The organism is Methylibium rhizosphaerae (assembly GCF_006386545.1).
GTDB classification, from domain to species: Bacteria; Pseudomonadota; Gammaproteobacteria; order Burkholderiales; family Burkholderiaceae_C; genus Pseudorivibacter; species Pseudorivibacter rhizosphaerae.
On record NZ_SWAR01000011.1, the window covers coordinates 1 to 18,254 of the forward strand.

The following is an 18,254-nucleotide window of genomic DNA, read 5'->3' on the forward strand; positions in this document are numbered from 1 at the left end:
TAACAGAAATGCGCGCGTCATCCAGGCGTTGCTTAGCAGCGAGACGACATACCGTCGGCCAGTGACTGCTTGACGAGCAGCAACCACCACCCATCCCCCCGCCCTTCCCACCAGCGGGAAGGGAGCGCCCAACGACGTCCACAAGGAAAGACACCAACGCAGGGTCGGACCAGCATACTGAGACCCTGAACTACCTTCCGGTTGGGGCGTACGCCTCAAGCCGAACTGCTGCTGAGGACGGGATGCGCGAATCTCATCGAGGCTGCGGGCATGCGACAAACTTGCCCACCAAGCAAGCCGTATACATGTACGCAGAGCAACTTGACATCATCAGCGCGGGCCCTCTGGACCGTGGCCGCGTCGAGCTTGACAATGTGTCTGATGAGACCTAAAAGTTAAGTCTGCTTACGCGGCTGTGCGGGTGCTGCACCCTTCTCGTTCGAATGAAGCGGACGCGAATTCACACGGCTCCCAATGGTTTCGAAGGGGGTGATCTGTGAATCGCCGAACGCTTCTGCTCGCCTCAGCGCATGTGGGCTTATTCAGCATGGCTCGTCCGGTGCGAGCGCAGCAGCAACCGCGGATCGTTTTTCTAAACCCAGGCGAGTCCGTCGAACGCGGAGCCGGTCCGTATTGGCAACTCGTGGCCCAGGCGATGTCACATGCCGCGGCGAGCCTGGGTATGAACCTGGAAGTGCTCTACGGCGAGAGAGACCACCTGGTGACGCTGCGCCAGGCCGAGCAGTTGGCTCAGCGCGCCGACCCGCCGGACTATGTTGTGATCGTCAACGAGAAGCTCACGGCGCCGACGATTCTGCAGATGTTCGCCCGATCCTCTGCAAAGGTACTTCTGATCCACAACGACCTCACGCCCGAGCAACGGCGCGAGATCGGCAACGAGCGCCAGAAGATCAGCAACTGGATCGGCACGATAACGTCGAACGGGAGAAGCAGCGGCTACACGCTCATTGAATACCTGTACGGCCGGCTTGGCGATCGCGAGCCACGCATCATCGCCATCACCGGCGATCCACGGACCCCAGTCTCACGCGAGCGAGCCGACGGCATGGAAGACTATGTCGTTCATGCCAAACGCGGCACCATTCATCAGCTCATGTTCGGAGACTGGACCTATAACGACGCCGAGCAGAAGGCATCCGTTCTGCTCGCACGCTATCCGGACACGAACATCATTTGGGCCGCCAACGATGCAATGGCGCTCGGCGCGCTGCGTGCCGTGAAGGCGAAGGGCGCCCCGGTCCTCGTCGGCGGAATGGGCGGCTGGCCCAACGCATTGGTCAGCGTGCGCGAGGGCGGTCTTACGGCAACCGCTGCCGGCGGCTCTCTCATCGGCGCATGGGCGACGGTGCTCCTCCACGACTATTACCGCGGGCGCGATTTCGCGGGACATGGAGGACTGAATCAGTCATTCGATCAAGTCATCGTCCACCGTCAGAACCTCGATCGGTTCGATCAGGTCGTCATGAAGGGGTTGAACATGCTCGACGTCGCACGCTATTCCAAGTTCCTGAACCCGGCGCCCGGTCCTTATCGGTTCAGCCTGACAGACCTGGTGAACGGCCGCGGGTAGCAGCGCGCTCCACTTGGAACCCATCAGGACGTCTTTGCGCAGGCGAGCGAACGCCTGTTCGACCAGCGGTCTAGGGTCTGCGAACGCTATTTGGAGCTTCACGCCCAGGAATATCCCGCGGCGGCCGCAGCCATTTACTCGGCGGCTGGATGCACCCACCGCAGCAGCACGGCGCGCAGATCCTGCTCGTTGATGGGCTTGACCACGACGTCGTTCATGCCCGCATCCAGGCACTTCTGACGATCCTGCTGCATTGCGTTGGCTGTCATTGCGGCGATCGGCAGCTTCTGCAGTGCCCTGATCTTGCGGATTTCCCGCGTCGCCGTGACACCGTCCATGACCGGCATCTGCATATCCATGAAGACCAGGTCGTAGGACGCTTGCTGCACCATGTGCAGCGCGATCTGGCCGTTGCCGGCAACATCCACGACCAGGCCGAAGTCTTCCAGCAGTTCGGTGGCCACCAGTTGGTTTATGTCGTTGTCCTCCACCAGCAGCACGCGCGCGCCGTGCAGCGCCACGAGGCGCCCGTCGGCTTGGTCAGCCTCGTCACCCGCCATTGCCCTGACGCCCTGCCGTTCGCCCAGCGCGCTCATGGTGATGTCGAACAGGGGCGAGGCGGTGACTGGTTTGATCAGCACGTTGTCGATGCCGATTGCGTTCGCTTGCTGTAGCAGTTCCTCACTACCGTAAGCTGTCACCATCAGAAGCAGCGACGGCCCCTCCAGTCCGAGTGCCTTGATGCGGCGCGCCGTCTCCATTCCATCCATGCCCGGCATGCGCCAGTCCAGATAGATGACGTCGTAGGGCGTGGCCTGGGCCGCGGCCCACCGAACTTCGTCCACTGCGGCTGCTCCAGAGGATACTTGCATCGCGGTGAAGGTCATGCCTTCGAGCATAGTGACCATGGCGGCCCGGGCGTACGCGTTGTCGTCCACTACCAGGGCGCGCCGTCCCCGCAGCTCGGGGTTCGGCATGAGAGTGCGTTCGCGTGCGGTGCTGATCCCCAGCCGCGCCGAAAACCAGAAGGTGCTGCCCTTGCCGTATTCGCTCTCCACGCCAACCTCGCCGCCCATCAGCTGGGCCAGCCTCTTGGAAATCGCCAGGCCCAGGCCGCTCCCTCCGAATTTGCGCGTGATGGAAGTGTCAGCCTGCGAGAAGCTTTGGAACAGCCGGTCCAGCTGCTCGAGCCTGAGGCCGATGCCGCTGTCGCGCACCCGGAAATTGAGCATCACATGGTCTTCGGTGCGCTCGCTGGCCCGCACCGAAATGACGATCTCGCCTTTCTCGGTGAACTTCACCGCGTTGTTGGCGTAGTTCAGCAGGATCTGTCCCAGCCGCAGAGAGTCGCCGACCAGGTACGACGGTACGCCAGGAGCCACGTCAAACACCAACTCCAGACCCTTCTCGCGGGCTTGCTCGCCGATTACGCAGGCGAGGTTGTCCAGCAGAGGTTCCAGCTTGAAATCGGCGTGCTCCAGGTCCAGCTTGCCGGCCTCGACCTTGGAAAAGTCGAGGATGTCGTTGATCACGCCCAGCAGGTGCTGGCCAGAGGTCAGGACCTTGATGATGTGGTCACGCTGGGGCGGCGTCAGCCCGGTCTTGAGTACCAGTTGCGACAAGCCGATGATGGCATTCATGGGCGTGCGGATTTCGTGGCTCATGTTGGCCAGGAAGGCGCTTTTGGCCTCGCTGGCCTCCTCGGCACACCGCTTGGCTTGCTCCAGCTGCGCCGTGCGCTCGTGCACTGTCTGCTCCAGCCGCTGGGTGAAATCGCGCAGGCGGTCAGCCATGGTGTTGACGCGGGTCGCCAGCCGGCCCAGCTCGTCGCCGGACCGGACGGTGCAGCGCGCGTCCAGGTCGCCGCCGGCCACGCGGTCCACCATTTCCTCCAGCCTCGCAATCGGTGCCTGCACTATGCGCCGCAGCAGTACGAAGGTGAGGACATACACCAGGGCCACCATGCCGGCCAGCAGCGCCGCGATGGTGTTGCGCGCGTGCGCGATCGCCTGTTCGGCCACCGAGCGGCTTAGCACCATGCGCACCTGCCCGATCTCGCGCAGCGGGCCGCCCGGGGCCGCGTGGCGGATGACGACCACACGCTCCACGCCGTGGGCCAGCTCTTCAGGGCTGCCCTTGACCACTTCGGCCACGGTGCCGTAACTGACGGCGGTGACATGCAGCAGCGCGACCTCGGAATTGGGCGACAGCGCGGCGAGCTGGCGCGCGACGGAATCCCGGTCCACGTTCCACAGCGGCAGCGCGAGCGACTCACTGAGCAGCGCCGAGACGTGCGTGGCCCGCGCTTCGAGTTCCTGCAGGCGGCGATCCCGCTCGCGTTCGACGAACACGAAGGCGATGCCCGCGGCGAACAGCGCAACCAGCAGCCCGATGACCAGCATCAGCTTGGTCTGCAGGCCGGCTGCCAGTGTGAAGGCCGGCATGGGGTCAGCTTGTGCGGCTGCGCTCGGCCAGACGCTCCAACCTGAAGTCGAAGCCGCCGAGCCGCGGATTCAGGGCCTGGCCGGAGAAACCCACGCCGGGCAGCGCGCCCGGAGCCGGGATCACGTAGTCGGACGCGGGCACCGCCCGGGCCCGGAGTTGTGCCTGGCGCCGCATCAGCAGATGGTGGCCCTCGCCATACTGGACCTCCAGCCCCAACGCGTCGACCGCGGACTGCATGAAAGCGCTGACTATGCGCCACAACGGCCCGGCGCCGCGCCCTACCGACTCGCCGGGGTTGAAGAGTGCCAGCTGGGACACTGCCTGCTGGCCACGAAGTGCCGGCGCCGCTGCCAAGACTGCCGCCTGCCTGCCCAAACGCAACACATTGCGCCGGGGAATCCCGATCCTCTGCACGCTGTGCTCCTGACCCCCTGCAGCCGATATGAGAGATTACATCGCAGCGGGATGCGAATGGGGAAGATACCTAGGCGGTCTCCTTATCTACTAGTTCGGGTACGTATTGTTCAGGCTTGCGCCGCGCCCTCTCCGGCCCATCGGCCAAATGCTGCGGTGGCGCTTGCCGAGGCCTGTCAGGATGTGCCAGTTCGGCATCCTGGTGCACTGAGGCTGCGCTGCGCGCAATGCGGCCACGACAAGCTGCTCGCGTTCAGCTGCAAGCGCCGAGAAACGATGCAAGCGCTGTTGGCGGTGCGCTCGGTGCTCTGAAAATTGCTTGGTCCTTGCGGTAGCGGTCGTCCGCGTATGTCGGGTGTTGGCCGGGTCCGTGAGTTCGGGCCCACGCCCCGACAGCCGACCCTCGCGGGCGAAGGGGTGAGGACCAAGGTCAGCTATCTGGTCGCGCTGTTGACTGACGTACGCAGCTGTTTAGGGTTATCGGACACCTGCCCGGGTGCCGCGATCAAGCGTTGCGTTGTCCCGGGGGTACGGGTCGGGGTACCAGCAAGTATGGTTAAGCTAGAAACAATGCATGCATGCGCATTGCCGATGATCATTCGGGAGAGGCCCGAGCACCAGCTATAAATTCGCCGACGTCCGCAGAGTCCGCGAAGCTCTCCCAAAGCCCCGCCAGTCAACGACCGCCCAGCTCGCGGACCCTGAGCCGGCGTTCATCGCGCGCTTGACGCCGTCGTCCACCATCCAAGCCGCCGCTCAGGCGGGCGCACCGGCGCCGGGCTCGTCCGGACGCCGCCACATCGGCACGAAATGCGTGTCGTCGCAATGCAGGTAGACCGCCGGGTCGTCCGGCGAGCCGACCGACTGCAGCGCGCTGAGGCCGAGCCCCTCGCCCTGCTGCCGGAAGGTATGCACCTGCAGCTCGAGGGCGCGTGCGATCACGTGCATGGCGCCGTTGTCGTCCTCGAACATCTCCCCGTCGCGGCTCAGCCCGAGCCGGTCGGCCGCCTGGCGCAGGCGCTGTGCAAGGTGGTCGACCAGGGGCTGCCCGCCATCCGCACCGCGCGGGCGCTGCAGCTTGAGCTGGGCCATTGAGTCGAACCAGCAGGCATTCCCTCTCCCGCTCGCCTCGCCGCGCTTGAACAGGCGCTGCGCCTGCGACGCCGTCCAGACCTCCCCGGGAGGAACCGCCGCGGCCGGCAGCCCGTGGGCAGGTCGTCCCTGTTCCTGCAGCCAGCCTGTCTGTGCAAGGGAGCGGCGCAGCACGCCGGCCTGCGCGGCGATCTCCCGCACATCGTTCGCCACGGTGGGTGACGGCCGGAAGTCGGTCTCGCGCTCCAGCTGCCGCACGACACCGCGAAAGCTCCGCCGCCCCGCCTCCAGCAGGCCGTGCAGCACCTGCTGCACCTGCTCCCGTCCCACCGGCACATCGAAGGCCGGCGCCGCACCGAGCCGGCGCAGCACGGCCACGCCTGTCTCCGCGGCCTGGTGCAAGGCGACGATCTGTGCATCGCCCGGGCTCAGGGGCACATCGGCCGCAGCGACGGAGGAAGCCCGCGGCCGCAGCGGGGCCGCCACCGACGCATCGTCCTTGCGCGACGGCACATCCAGCGCACGCCGCTTGACGGGTTGCTGCGGTGCCGGCGCGCCGCGCTTGGCCGGCATGCGCAGGGCAACGCGGGAATCGGTGCGCGGTGGCTCGGCACGCGAGGCAGCACGCGGCGGCGTCCCTGGAGCGTCGGAGTCGCTGTCAGTGTCGTGGTCGACCGTCAGCCGGCCTTCGCGGCTGCGCGTGACATAGGTCGGGATCCCCTGCCGGACATTGCGGTCGATCACGCCCTCGGTGTCCGAGAAAGCTTGCGCCGTCCGGCCGAGCCAGAAGGGCCCGCGCCGCGCTTGGTCGTCGAGGCCGATCTCGTCGGCACAGGTGCCGCACGGGCGCATGGTGCCGGCCAGCTGGCTCGGGTCGAGCGGTCGTCCGCGGGCCTCCTTCGACCATTGATCGAGACGGCGCTCGGCATGCAGCCTCAGCTCCTTGCCGTCGAGCGCGAACGCCTCGATAGGCACCACGAAGGACTTGGCGCGGATCGCATCGAGCACCTGGCGGGCGGCCGGGTCGACCGCCGCGCCCGGGGTGTCCTCGGCCAGCCCTTGAAGCAGCTTTCGGGCGTGGCGTGCCTGGCGCGGTGCCAGCTGCCCGGTGTCGAGCGCCTGACGCGCCGCATCGGCCAGCCCCCCGCTGTCAAGCAGATCGCGGATCCGGCGCGCATCCGCGTTGCGCCCCGTCGCGATGGCGATGGAGCCCGAGTCCGGGTCGAACTGGCACTGCACTTCCAAGGTCCCCGGCAAGGCCTCGCGCAGGGCCGTCGACAGCCAGCGCAGCACCTGCCGGGATCGCTCGCCCTCGTAGGAGCGTGGATCGCGCACGAGTTCCGGATTGGCCGCATAGAGATTGTCGAGCTGCCTGCCCTTGCCGTCGGCCGGGTCGCCGGCAGGTACCACGAAGAGTTTCACCGGCTCGTTGAACGCAGGCGCGAATTCGACGCGCTTCATGGTCGAACGCTCCGAGGGACGCGGCGCCGTCCCGCCCTGTGCCAGCGTGCCCAGTGTGGCGAGCAGCTCGTCGAGGCCCTTCGAGAGATGGGGCTCGAGATGGGTGAGGTGCGGTTCGATCTCCGCGCGAGGGCGCACCCGGCCACCGGGAGCTGCCACGAGCGCGAAGACATCGGGCAACACGCCCCGCCGGCGCGCGGCCTCCTCGGGCGAGAGGGTGGCGTCGCGCCGCAGGTCCGCGAGCGCCTTGCCCGCCTCGGGCAGGCGGCCCCGCAACGTCTGCAAGACCTCGGCGGCACGGACAGGGGCGACCGGCAAGGCAGCGGCTTCCCGGGCCAGACCCACGCCCGCGAGCGCCTTGCGCAGCGGCTCACGCTGGTCCCGGTAGTCGGGATACGTCGCCACGGCCTTCGGATCGGCCAGCCGCACCTTGCCGTCCTGGACGGTGATCAGCTTGAGCAGAAGGGTGTCGGAGGTGTCGAGTTGACGGGACAGGCCTCTCGCGGAAAGTGGCCCGTCCGACTTCTGTTCCCAGCCCTTAGCTGCCCGCAGGGTACGCACCAACAGGCGCGCGGAGACGACGTTCTCGGCGGGGGCTTGCGGGGCATCGGGCAGCGCTTCGGCATGCTCCGCGTGCCCCAGGCGCACCAGGAGCTCCCGCAGCTCGGGCAGCCGCTCGGCATATCCGTCGAGGCGGGTAAGACTCGACACGCCGCTCCGCGGCGCGCCATTCGCCTTCAGCCAGCGGGTGATGGTGCTTCCCTTGGTGCCGATCTTCTGCGCAACGTCTGCCAGCGTATCCGGATTGCGAACCAGGTCCGGCCGCTCGATGCGATCGCGCATCGCCTGCAGTGCCCGCACCAGCAGGTCGGCGTCCACATGCTGCTTCACCTCCGCCGGCGGTGGCAGATCGCCCTGGTGCAGATCGAGCTTCCGGGCCAGTTCCTGCAATGGCGCGCGCAGACGCTCGTACTCCGGCATGCGAGCCAGGCTCTTCGCCAGGCCCGCCTTCTCCCATCGGCTCTTCCCCACCCATTCACGCACTCGCTGCACTGTAAACCCGCGTTCCGCCGCGATCTCGAGGGGCGCCTTCCTGCCCGCGAAATCGCTCAGGATCGCGTGCACGTCCTCCGCCGTGAACCGCTTGCGAGGCCCGGGGCCGCGGGGCGCCATGACGGCCTTCTTGATCTCCTGTCTTCGCACCGCCTGCTCAGGCAGGGCGTCCGCGGCGCCCTGCTGGCCCAGGCCGCGCAGCGCGGCCTGCAGCTCGGAACGATGGGCCTCATAGCCGTTCAGCGCGCCAATTTCAAACGCGCGTTTCTGGATGACGCCCTCTTCGCTCACCCAGCTCGCGATGAACTCCCGCGAATGGTTCATCGAGCGTGCCATGTCGGCCAGCGGATCGGCTCCGGCGCCGGCCCCCGCACGGCCCTTGGCGGCAAGGACGGCCTGCAGCGTTTCCGTCAGAGCCTTCGCATCGAACGTCCGGCGCCTGCCCTTCCCCCGGGCCGGCTGAGGCTTGGCGGCCGCCACGGAGGCGGTGTGGGGGCGGGCGCAGACCTGGTCCAGCCGGCCGAGCGCGACCCTCGGCGCGAGGTCCGACGATGCAGCGTCGCGCGCCGGTGCGCGCGCCTGGAGCTCATGGGCGCCCGCAGGTGCGGCCCTGTCCGCGCGGGTAAGCGCGGGTGTCTGCCGTGATGCAGAGGCCGGCGTTTGGGGGTTCCATTCCGCCGACGATGACGATCCGCTGCTGATCGCCGGCGATGAAGATCCGCCGCTGATGCGATGTGTCATGGATGCTCCTCGCCGCCAAGCATGCCTTGCAGGGAGATGGGCGGCTGCAAGACGGCGCAACGCTGTCCCGATTGGCGAAGCCGGCTCCTACTTCACCAACGGTGCGGTGCGGTGCGGTGCGCGATCGGCGGTGCGCGAGGTCGCGCACCGGCTGCGGCGGTTGGTCCGTCGGCCTCGGTCGCATGCCATCGACATCGCTGCGCGGAGGAGCTCATCGTGCCGGCCCCTCCTTGGGCTCGGCAGCCGGTCCGGCGTGGTCGGGCGTTTCGCTCTTCTCCTTCCCTGGATCGTCATTCGCCCTCGACGTGCGCATTTCTATGGTTTGCGCGCGCTCCTTCGCGATCGCGTCTTCGACGCGTTCGACGAGGAGCACGAAGGCTTCGTCGGACGACTTGCGGCGATAGGGGCCTGCGTTGGCCTGGAAAAGGCAAGCCTCCTGGCGCAAGAAGGACTTCATCAGGTCGTAGTTCTTCCAATGCTCCCTGAGATGGAAGACTCCTTCGAGCGTCACGAGCACGGTGACGAGAAGGCTCAGCAGAGTTGGAATGATGGACGGCACGTCCTTCACGTTGATCAGCACAGGCACGGCCGCAGCCGCGACGGCAGCGACCGACGCCACGCAGAGATAGCTCCATCGATAGCGATCGCCCTTGCGTGCATAGGCCTCCGTCTTGTAATCAACCCGCGTTTGAAGGTAGGCCTCGGGTGTCCGTGCGGAGTAAGGTGAAGCAACCATCTTGATGCCCTCCTGCCTATGCTTGATCGTCAGTCCCCGGGGATCGTGAAGTGGAAGGTGGCGCCTTCGCCCGCAGCGGCCAGGGCCCAGATCCGCCCTCCGTGCCGGCGCACGATGCGGGCCGCGGTGGAAAGACCGATTCCGCTGCCCGGAAACTCGGCCGCCGCATGCAGCCGCTGAAACGGCTTGAACAGCCTGCCGGCGTGCTCCATGTCGAAGCCAACGCCGTTGTCGCGTACGAAGTAGGTCCGGCCATCGGGCTGCGTGGCAGCTCCAAACGCGATATACGCCTGGGCCTGGCGGCTGGTGTACTTCCATGCGTTACCCAGCAGGTTGGCAAGGACCACCCGCAGGAGCCCTGCATCACAGGAGGTCACCAGCTCCGGCATCGCCTCGAACCGGACCTCCCGCTGCGGCTCGCGCTGGCGCATCGAATCGATGATCTCCTGTGCCAGCACGCTCAGGTCGACCGGCCGGCACTTCAACTCGGCACGCGCCACGCGCGAAAACACCAGCAGGTCTTCGATGCTCTGGCCCATCCTGCGGGTGGCCTGCTGCACGCGATCGAGGCATTCGCGGGCCCCGCCGGTGAGCGAGTCGCCATGGTCTTGCAGCAGCACATCGCTGTATCCGCTGATCTGGAACAGGGGTGAGCGCAGGTCGTGCGCCAGCGCGTGGCCAAACGACTCCAGCTCCTCGTTCGCGCGCGCCACCTGGGCGCTCAGCTCTTCGCGCGCGCGGGCTGCAGAAATCAGCGTGGAAACTTCCATGGCCACCCGTTCGATGAAGCGTTGGTACGCGTCGTCGTAAGCGAGGCTCGGGCTGAGGCCCACGACGAGCACCGCGACGGTGCCCTGCCCGTCGCCGGTGACGATAGGCAAGGTGAGCGTACGCACCGGCCGGTCGCCGACGAGGACCGGCGCTCGCTCATCGGCAGCCGGTTGCCACCGGCCGTCAGCAGGATCCACGGCGTAGAGGCGGCAGAACGGAAGGTCCGCGGCATGCTGGCCGAGCACTTCGGCGGCCCGGCGCATCACCTCATGGGGCTGGGCGGCATGCGCGGCCAGGCTCGACAACGCATGCAGCACGCCGGTTCGGCGCTCGCCCAGCACGGCCTCGGAGACCTCGGTCATGAGCACAAGCACGGCTGCGACCCGCCCGTGGTCGTCGCGCAAGGCGCTGAGCGAAATGTTGAACCAGGCGTCCTCGGTGAAGCCGGAGCGGTCCACCGGCACCTGCCTGCGATCGAGCCGGACGGCTTCTCCCGTTTCGAGCACCCGCAACACCGATGGATGAATCACCGCATGCGCCTGCGGCCAGACGTCCTGCAAGGGCGACCCCAGGTGCTGCGGGTGGCGCGGGCCCAGAAGGACCGAGTAGCCCTCGTTGTAGAGCTGCAGATGCTGCTGACCCCACAAGATGGCGGCGGCTGCGGGCAGATCGACCAGCATGCCGAGGCAGTGATGCAGGGTGACCGGCCAGCCGTCGCGCGGACCGAGCGGCGTGGCGCTCCAGTCCTTGGTGCGGATCAGGTCGCCGACGGGAGCGCCAGCCTTCGCCATCGGTCGAGCCTCCCCTCGCCTTCGTTGAAGCATCGCCCGCGGCATGGCCGCCGGCGAGCTCAAAGCATAGTCGGCCGGGTCGGGCATGTCACGCCCGCACACTGCCCCGCCCCGCCCCCGCACCAGGCGATCAGCGCTGGAACGAGATTTCCTCGTTCGGCCTGCGCCCCGGAAGGTTCAGCACGGCGGTCGCAGCCGGGGTGCGGGCCACCACCTGCCCCGCCTTCACCACCATGAGCCGTGTCGCGCGCAGCCGGATCGCCTCCACCGGGTCACGCGCCTGCAGCAGCACCAGGTCGGCCCGGGCACCCGCTTCGAGGCCGTAGCCCTGCAGGCCCAGGATGCGCGCCGGCGCGCTGGTCACCGCCTCGAAGCACCGGCGCATCGCGGCCTGGCCGGTCATCTGGGCCACGTGCAGGCCCATGTGCGCCACCTCCAGCATGTCGGCGCTGCCCAGGCCGTACCACGGGTCCATCACGCAGTCGTGACCGAAGGCCACCTCCACGCCGGCGGCCAGCAGCTCGGGCACGCGGGTCATGCCGCGGCGCCGGGGGTAGCTGTCGTGCCGGCCCTGCAGGGTGATGTTGATGAGCGGGTTGGCGATCGCCGCGACGCCCGCCTCCCTGATGAGCGGCAGCAGCTTCGACACGTAGTAGTTGTCCATCGAATGCATGGACGTGAGGTGGGAGCCGGCCACGCGGCCCTGCAGGCCCAGGCGCTGCGCGTGGAAGGCAAGCGTCTCGATGTGCCGGCTCTGCGGGTCATCGCTTTCATCGCAGTGCATGTCCACCCGCAACCCGCGTTCGGCCGCCAGCTCGCACAGCCACTTCACGCTCTCGGCGCCTTCGCCGGCCGTGCGCTCGAAATGCGGAATGCCGCCCACCACGTCGACGCCCATGTCGAGGGCGCGCTTCAGGTGCTCCTTCGCACCAGGCGAACGCAACACGCCGTCTTGCGGAAAGGCGACCAGCTGCAGCTCCAGGTAGGGCTTCACCCGTTCGCGCACATGCAGCAGCGCCTCCACCGCGAGCAGCCTGGGGTCGCACACGTCCACATGCGAACGGATCGCCAGCAGCCCTTTGGCGACTGCCCAGTCGCAATAGGCGAGCGCGCGCTCCACGATCGCGTCCTGGGTGAGCTGCGGCTTCAATTCGCCCCACAGCGCAATGCCTTCGAGCAGGGTGCCGCTCTCGTTCACCCGCGGCAGGCCGTAGCTCAGCGTGGAGTCCATGTGGAAATGCGCGTCCACGAACGGCGGCGACACCAGCTGCCCGCCGGCGTCCAGGGTGTGCGCGGACTGCGCCTGCAGGGCCGGCTGCAAGGCCACGATGCGGCCGGACTCGATGCCGATGTCGATGTCGCGCCGCCCGTCGGGCAGCGTGCAGCCTCGCAAGATGAGATCGAGCATCTCAAGCTCCTTCGGTGTCGAGCCCGCATCCTCGCAGGATCAGCTCCACCACGTGCCGTGTCGCCCTCTCCAGGTCGGCCTGGGTCAGCCTGCGCCTGCCGAGCACCGCGCACACCTGCGGCTCGAAGTCCGCATAGGTCTGCGTCGCCGCCCAGATGGTGAAGAACAGGTGCGTCGCGTCCACCGGCGCCATGCGGCCCTGGGCCACCCAGGCGTCGATCACCGAGGCCTTGGCGCGCACCAGCGTGCGCAGCTCGCGGCGCAGCAGGGCACCCACCTCGTGCGCCCCATGCAGCAGCTCGTTGGCGAACACGCGCGACGCGTCGGGCCGCTCGGCGGTCAGGGTCATCTTGGCGCGGATGTAGCGCGCCAGGGCCTCGCCCGGCTCGGCTCGGGGTTCTATGGCGTCGGTGCCGGCCAGCCACAGCGTGAGGATGTTGCCCAGCACCGCGCGGTAGATCTCCTGCTTGGTGCGGAAGTAGTAGTGCAGGTTTGCCTTCGGCAGGCCGGCGGCTTCGGCGATCGCGGCCATCGTGGCGCCGGTGAAGCCCTTGCGCGCGAACACCGATTCGGCAGCGCGCAGGATCTCCGCCTCGTTGGCCTGGCGGATGCGGCCCTTGCGTGCGGAGGTGTCGGCCGCAACGGCAACCGCAGCGGCAGCGGCGTGGGTCATTTGGTGCCGAAGATGCGGTCGCCCGCGTCGCCCAGCCCCGGCACGATGTAGCCGTGCTCGTTGAGCCGCTCGTCGATGGCCGCCAGCGTGATCGGGACGTCGGGGTGCGCCGCCTGCACCGCACGCACGCCCTCGGGGGAGCCGAGCAGGTTCACCAGCTTCAGCGAGCTCACGCCCACTTCCTTGAGCCGGTGCAGCGCGGCGATCGCCGAGTTGCCGGTGGCCAGCATCGGATCGACCACGATGACCAGCCGATCGTGGATGTCTTCGGGCACCTTGAAGTAGTACTCCACCGGCTCCAGCGTTTCAGGGTCGCGGTACAGCCCGATGTGCCCCACGCGTGCCCCCGGCAGCAGGTCGATCATGCCGTCGAGCATGCCGTTGCCGGCGCGCAGGATGGACACGAGGCACAGCTTCTTGCCGCTGATGACCGGCGACTCGCAGGTCGCCACCGGCGTGGTCACGGTGATCATCTCGGTGGGCAGGTCGCGCGTCACCTCGTAGGCCAGCATCGCGGCGATCTCGCGCACCAGGCGGCGAAAGTTGTCGGTGGTGGTGTCGGCGCTGCGCACATAGGTGAGCTTGTGCTGCAGCAGCGGGTGGTTGACGACGGTGACGGTCATGGTCTCCTCCTCAGAACACGGTGCCGTCGCTGTCGATCGCGACCGGCGGCGGCCCGCCCTCGCGCCGTTGCGCGGCGATGCGCCGGCCGGCCGCCCAGGTGCCGCCCTCGAGCACGCGCGCCAGCGGGAACTCGGCCTCGCTCCTGCCGAGCTGTGCGCGCACGGCCGCCGCGATGCGGTCGAGCGCGACCACGGTGACGGCGCGCCATTCGACGATGGGCTCGTCGGCCACCGTCCAGCGCCGGGCGAAGAAACCCGCGTCGCGCGGACGCAGCAGGCCGAGGTCGAGCAGCAGGCCGCCGTTGCGGTATTCGGGCAGGCCGGTCAGGGCATCGAGCCCGGTCACCTCGAGGCCGGCTTCTTCCAGCGGTTCGAGCAGCGAGTAGGTGAGCCACTGGGTGAGCTTGTGGAATGGGACCAGGCTGTCGCGTGCTGCCGGATGGCGCCAGCAATCGCCCAGCGACACCCCGCCCAGCTCGATGCGCCCCGGCCACACCGGGCCGAGCGCGCGCAGCAGGGTGGCGAGCACGAAGCCGGCTTCGATGCGCCCGTCCTGCGCATGCAGCCGGATGAAGTCGAGCAGGTGCCCGAGCCGGCCCGGCGAGCCGAAGACCACCGGCGTGGCAAACGCCACCTCGCCCAGCCGCCGCAGCAGCGCGGCCCGGCCCTCGAGGCCGACCAGCGGGTTGTCCGCCCCCACCTGGAAGGCCTCGGCCACCCGATGCGTCTGCAGGTGCGCCAGCGCGGTCGCATCGCTGCGCAGCGGCTGGCCGGCGTGGGACGAGAACGCGCCCGACTCGAACAGCGCCAGGCTCGCCACGCCCAGGCCTTCTGAGCGGGCCAGCGTCATGCCGTGCGGTGCATCGGCATAGCGCCAGGCAGCGCCGGCGCCGGCATCGAGCAGCACGCTGGGGATCACCAGGTCGATGCGGGTCCGGGCGCGCTCCTGCGCATCGAGGCTGCACGACGGCGTGCGGGCCACCAGCTCGGACCACCGGTCGATGCCGCCCGCCTCGAAATGGCGCCAGCGGCTGTGATACGGCACCCGCAGGTCCGGGTAGTGCTCGCGCAGCGTCTCGACCACGTAGGCGGCGGTCGGCTCCAGTTGCTGCGGCAGCCAGGCGAAGTGCGGCGACTCGCCGCGCTCCACGCGCGCCATGACCTGCGCGCAACGCTCCCGCACCGCCTCGGCGGTGAGCAGCGCGGAGGCCGGGTGGTCTTCCGGCACCGGCGTGTGCCACCCCGGCGCATGCGAATACGGCAGCCTCATTCCTGCAGCCCCCTGCCCTTGGCGAGCGCGAGCTCGGCAGCGTCGGGTGTGTATTGCGAGAAGTAGCCGGCAGCCTTCTTCGCGTCCATTTCCACGCGCGCATCGGCCGGGATCAGCGCATCGGGAATCGGCACCCGCTCAACCACCTCGATGCCCTGCGCGGTGAGCGCGCCGTGCTTCATGTTGCTCATCGAGGCCCAGCGGTCGATGCGGGTGATGCCGAGCCAGTGGAAGACATCGGGCATCAGCTCCTGGAAACGCATGTCCTGCACGCCGGCCACGCATTCCGTGCGCTCGAAGTAGGTTTCGGCGCGGTCTCCGCCGGCCTGGCGCTTGCGGGCGTTGTAGACGAGGAACTTGGTCACCTCGCCGAGCGCCCGGCCCTCCTTGCGGTTGTAGACCACGAGGCCCACGCCGCCCTGCTGCGCCATCTCGATGCACACCTCGATGCCGTGGGCCAGGTAGGGCCGGCAGGTGCAGATGTCGGAGCCGAAGACGTCGGAGCCGTTGCACTCGTCGTGCAGGCGGCAGGCCACCCGGGTCTCGGGCCGCCCCAGCTTTGCCACGTCGCCGAAGAAATACAGCGTCATGCCGCCGATGGGCGGCAGGAACACCTTGAGGTCCGAGCGCGTCACGAGCTCCGGGAACATGCCGCCGGTCTGCTCGAACAGGCTGCGCCGCAGCGTGCTTTCCTTGATGCCGAATCGCGCGGCCAGCCCGGGCAGGTACCACACCGGGTCGATGGCCGCCTTGGTGACCCGCACGTCGCCGTTGGCGGACAGGATCTCGCCGTCGGGCTCGAGCCGCCCCGCCGCAATGGCGCCCAGCAGCTCGGGCATGTTGATGTGCGCCTTGGTGACTGCGATGGTGGGCCGCACGTCCACCCCGGCGGCAATCGCCTCGCCGAACGCGCTCGACACGAGGTGGCCCCAGGGGTCGAGCGAGACGATCTTCGTCGGGTCCGCCCATTGCGGGTGCGGGCCGATGCTTTCGGCCGGCGCGGTGTTGGTGAGGTCGGGCCGGTGGTCGCGCTGCAGCGCGCCGGAGGCCACCGCCAGGGCGCGGTACACGGCGTAGGCGCCCGAATGCGTGCCGATGGCATTGCGCATCGCCGGGTTGGTGAGGCTGGCCACCACCGGACCGCGCTCCGCCGCGCTGGCCGCGCCCCAGTGCAGGTCGAGGAAGCCCCCTGCCTTGCGGCCGCGCGGGTGCGAGGTGAGGACGATGTGCTCGGACATGGAGACCTCCGGAACCTGACCGATCGGTCAAGTTTCTGCCGCTGAAGCGAGTTGCGTGCCAGCACTTACCCGGAGTCGTGCATGGGTGGGCGTGCTGAAGCGCACGCCGCACCAAATGCACGCGGCTATGATTCGCCCCACTCCGCCCTCCACTCCAGCCGCAAGCAGGCTCTGCGCATGCCTCAACTGCCCCCCGTGACCCAGGCGCTGCTCCTTATCAACACGGGCGTGTTCTGCCTGCAGTTCCTGTTCGGCTTCTGGATGGACCGCCTGTTTGCACTGTGGCCGCTCGGGACCGGCTTCCTGCCCTGGCAGGTGGTGAGCTATGCCTTCCTGCACGGCGACTTCGGCCACCTGTTCTTCAACATGCTCGGCTTGTGGATGTTCGGCTCCGAGCTCGAGCAAGTGTGGGGCCGCAAGCGCTTCATCCAGTTCTATACGGCCAGCCTGCTGGCCGGCGCGGTGGTGCAACTGCTGGTGGCGCCGCTGCTGGGCTCGCAGGCACCGGTGGTCGGCGCCTCGGGCGCGTTGTTCGGACTGCTGCTGGGCTATGCGCTGCTGTTCCCCAACCGCACCATCATGCTGCTGATCCCGCCCATCCCGATGAAGGCGCGCACCTTCGCCATCGTGTTCGGCGTGCTGGCACTGGTGCTGGGGGTGAGCAACACGATGCGCGGCGTCGCGCACTTCGCCCACCTGGGCGGCATGCTCGGCGGCTGGCTCATGATGCGCTACTGGCGGGGGCAGCCGCCCTTCGGCCGTCACCGCTGACGCGCCGGCCGGGGCATGCCCGGTCCGCACCGCGAATGCCCGTGCGCAAGGAAGGGCCTCGCACATCGCTCCATGCTTGCATGCATCGCGTCTTGCGCTGGAGGACGCCATGCATGCCCCCCACCCGTCTCGCCATCTGGTCATCGCCCTGCTGACCGCCGTGCTGCTGGGGCTTGCCTCAGCCACCCTCGCCGCGCCCGCCCCGCAGCCCGGCGCACCGACAGGCGACGCGCAGGTCCAGGCCCTCGCCCGTGCCAGCAATGCAGTGATCGGCGTGAGCGTGCGCGCCACCGACGGCGCGCTTTCGAGCGACACCCTGGGCCGCGAGCGCAATGGCTCCGGCGTCGTCATCGACGACGGCCTGGTACTCACCATCGGCTATCTCATTCTCGAGGCGGAAGACATCGACCTGCACCCCGACGACGGCGGCAGCGTGCCGGCCCGCATGGTGGCCTATGACGTGGCCACCGGGTTCGGACTGCTTCAAGCGCTGCTGCCGCTGCGGCTCGCACCCGTGCCGCTGGGCAATGCGCTGGACGTGGCTGAAAACGAGCCGCTGATGTTCGCCAGCGGCGCCGACGGCCAGGGCACGGCCGGCTCGCTGAGCGTGGCGCGGCTGGCATCGCGCCGGGCCTTTTCAGGCTACTGGGAGTACCACATCGAAGGCGCACTGTTCACCGTGCCGGCGCGGCCGGACCACAGCGGTGCGGGGCTGTTCAATTCACGCGGCGAGCTGGTGGGCATCGGCTCGCTGCTGGTGACCGACGTGCTCGGCAAGAACGAAGCCCGCTATCCGGGCAACATGTTCGTGCCGGTGGACCTGCTGAAACCCATCCTGTCGGAGCTGCGCGAACGCGGCAGCTCGCGTGCCAGCATGCGCGCCTGGCTGGGGCTCAACTGCCAGGAGGCCGAAGGCGCGGTGCGCGTGATCCGCGTCAGCAAGGAAAGCCCTGCCGAGGAAGCCGGCCTCGAACCGGGTGACCTCATCCTCAAGATCGACGGGGTGGCCGTGCAGTCGCTCGAGCATCTCTACAAGACCTTGTGGTCGAACGAGACGCCCGAGCGCGACGTGACCATCGAGATCTCGCGCGGCACCGACTTCCGCACGGTCAACGTGCGCGCGGTGGACCGCATGAAGACCTTGCGCAAGGCCAAGGGCATCTAGGGCCTGACTGC

Annotated in this window: 13 protein-coding genes; 3 read left to right on the forward strand and 10 right to left on the reverse strand. The window is 68.3% G+C overall.

Translation table 11 applies throughout. The features are described from left to right. Positions 1-547 precede the first annotated feature (547 nt). Positions 548-1,591 carry an ABC transporter substrate-binding protein gene (locus tag E8D38_RS10330; RefSeq protein WP_140629174.1) on the forward strand — a complete coding sequence of 348 codons (1,044 nt, stop codon included), beginning with the start codon at positions 548-550 and terminating at the stop codon, positions 1,589-1,591. 134 nt (positions 1,592-1,725) lie between these two features. Here the strand turns inward: E8D38_RS10330 and E8D38_RS10335 are convergent, their stop codons facing one another. The 10 genes from E8D38_RS10335 to E8D38_RS10380 form a co-directional block, all read right to left on the reverse strand. Beyond that, positions 1,726-4,035 carry a response regulator gene (locus E8D38_RS10335; RefSeq protein ID WP_219851702.1) on the reverse strand — a complete coding sequence of 770 codons (2,310 nt, stop codon included), beginning with the start codon at positions 4,033-4,035 and terminating at the stop codon, positions 1,726-1,728. A gap of 4 nt (positions 4,036-4,039) precedes the next feature. Further along, a complete protein-coding gene (locus E8D38_RS10340) occupies positions 4,040-4,450 on the reverse strand; it encodes a hypothetical protein (RefSeq protein ID WP_140628871.1) in 411 nt (136 codons plus the stop codon). 756 nt (positions 4,451-5,206) lie between these two features. Beyond that, the gene (locus E8D38_RS10345) at positions 5,207-8,797 is read right to left on the reverse strand and encodes a hypothetical protein (RefSeq protein ID WP_140628874.1); all 3,591 of its coding nucleotides are present in this window, start codon (positions 8,795-8,797) and stop codon (positions 5,207-5,209) included. A 211-nt stretch (positions 8,798-9,008) separates the two neighbouring features. Next, a complete protein-coding gene (locus E8D38_RS10350; protein ID WP_140628877.1) occupies positions 9,009-9,533 on the reverse strand; it encodes a DUF4231 domain-containing protein in 525 nt (174 codons plus the stop codon). A gap of 29 nt (positions 9,534-9,562) precedes the next feature. Then, positions 9,563-11,095: a sensor histidine kinase gene (locus E8D38_RS10355; RefSeq protein WP_219851704.1), complete on the reverse strand. Its 1,533-nt coding sequence runs from the start codon at positions 11,093-11,095 to the stop codon at positions 9,563-9,565. Positions 11,096-11,225: 130 nt separating this feature from the next. After that, complete coding sequence (locus tag E8D38_RS10360) at positions 11,226-12,503, reverse strand: amidohydrolase family protein (RefSeq protein WP_140628882.1); 1,278 nt, start codon at positions 12,501-12,503, stop codon at positions 11,226-11,228. Between the two features lies 1 nt (position 12,504). Then, positions 12,505-13,176, reverse strand: a complete 672-nt coding sequence (locus E8D38_RS10365) for a TetR family transcriptional regulator C-terminal domain-containing protein (protein WP_140628885.1) — start codon at positions 13,174-13,176, stop codon at positions 12,505-12,507. Next, the gene (gene upp, locus E8D38_RS10370) at positions 13,173-13,799 is read right to left on the reverse strand and encodes a uracil phosphoribosyltransferase (RefSeq protein ID WP_140628888.1); all 627 of its coding nucleotides are present in this window, start codon (positions 13,797-13,799) and stop codon (positions 13,173-13,175) included. Before upp ends, E8D38_RS10365 begins: the two co-directional genes overlap by 4 nt. Before the next feature lie 10 nt (positions 13,800-13,809). Continuing rightward, positions 13,810-15,069, reverse strand: coding sequence for a URC4/urg3 family protein (locus tag E8D38_RS10375; RefSeq protein ID WP_140628891.1), 1,260 nt, complete (start codon positions 15,067-15,069; stop codon positions 13,810-13,812). Further along, complete coding sequence (locus E8D38_RS10380; RefSeq protein ID WP_140628894.1) at positions 15,066-16,307, reverse strand: GTP cyclohydrolase II; 1,242 nt, start codon at positions 16,305-16,307, stop codon at positions 15,066-15,068. The genes E8D38_RS10375 and E8D38_RS10380 overlap by 4 nt, the downstream gene beginning before the upstream one ends. A gap of 177 nt (positions 16,308-16,484) precedes the next feature. Between E8D38_RS10380 and E8D38_RS10385 the strand changes: the two genes are divergently transcribed. Both E8D38_RS10385 and E8D38_RS10390 read left to right on the forward strand, forming a co-directional pair. Beyond that, positions 16,485-17,078, forward strand: a complete 594-nt coding sequence (locus tag E8D38_RS10385; protein ID WP_140628897.1) for a rhomboid family intramembrane serine protease — start codon at positions 16,485-16,487, stop codon at positions 17,076-17,078. Positions 17,079-17,187: 109 nt separating this feature from the next. Beyond that, complete coding sequence (locus E8D38_RS10390) at positions 17,188-18,243, forward strand: S1C family serine protease (protein ID WP_140628900.1); 1,056 nt, start codon at positions 17,188-17,190, stop codon at positions 18,241-18,243. Positions 18,244-18,254 lie beyond the last annotated feature (11 nt).

What these genes read in the sequence shown, in the direction of transcription:
- E8D38_RS10385 (WP_140628897.1), top strand. Translation starts at nt 16,485, where the DNA reads ATGCCTCAACTGCCCCCCGTGACCCAGGCGCTGCTCCTTATCAACACG.
- upp (WP_140628888.1), bottom strand. Translation starts at nt 13,799, where the DNA reads ATGACCGTCACCGTCGTCAACCACCCGCTGCTGCAGCACAAGCTCACC.
- E8D38_RS10350 (WP_140628877.1), bottom strand. Translation starts at nt 9,533, where the DNA reads ATGGTTGCTTCACCTTACTCCGCACGGACACCCGAGGCCTACCTTCAA.
- E8D38_RS10335 (WP_219851702.1), bottom strand. Translation starts at nt 4,035, where the DNA reads ATGCCGGCCTTCACACTGGCAGCCGGCCTGCAGACCAAGCTGATGCTG.
- E8D38_RS10390 (WP_140628900.1), top strand. Translation starts at nt 17,188, where the DNA reads ATGCATGCCCCCCACCCGTCTCGCCATCTGGTCATCGCCCTGCTGACC.
- E8D38_RS10380 (WP_140628894.1), bottom strand. Translation starts at nt 16,307, where the DNA reads ATGTCCGAGCACATCGTCCTCACCTCGCACCCGCGCGGCCGCAAGGCA.
- E8D38_RS10355 (WP_219851704.1), bottom strand. Translation starts at nt 11,095, where the DNA reads ATGGCGAAGGCTGGCGCTCCCGTCGGCGACCTGATCCGCACCAAGGAC.
- E8D38_RS10375 (WP_140628891.1), bottom strand. Translation starts at nt 15,069, where the DNA reads ATGAGGCTGCCGTATTCGCATGCGCCGGGGTGGCACACGCCGGTGCCG.
- E8D38_RS10345 (WP_140628874.1), bottom strand. Translation starts at nt 8,797, where the DNA reads ATGACACATCGCATCAGCGGCGGATCTTCATCGCCGGCGATCAGCAGC.
- E8D38_RS10365 (WP_140628885.1), bottom strand. Translation starts at nt 13,176, where the DNA reads ATGACCCACGCCGCTGCCGCTGCGGTTGCCGTTGCGGCCGACACCTCC.
- E8D38_RS10330 (WP_140629174.1), top strand. Translation starts at nt 548, where the DNA reads ATGGCTCGTCCGGTGCGAGCGCAGCAGCAACCGCGGATCGTTTTTCTA.
- E8D38_RS10360 (WP_140628882.1), bottom strand. Translation starts at nt 12,503, where the DNA reads ATGCTCGATCTCATCTTGCGAGGCTGCACGCTGCCCGACGGGCGGCGC.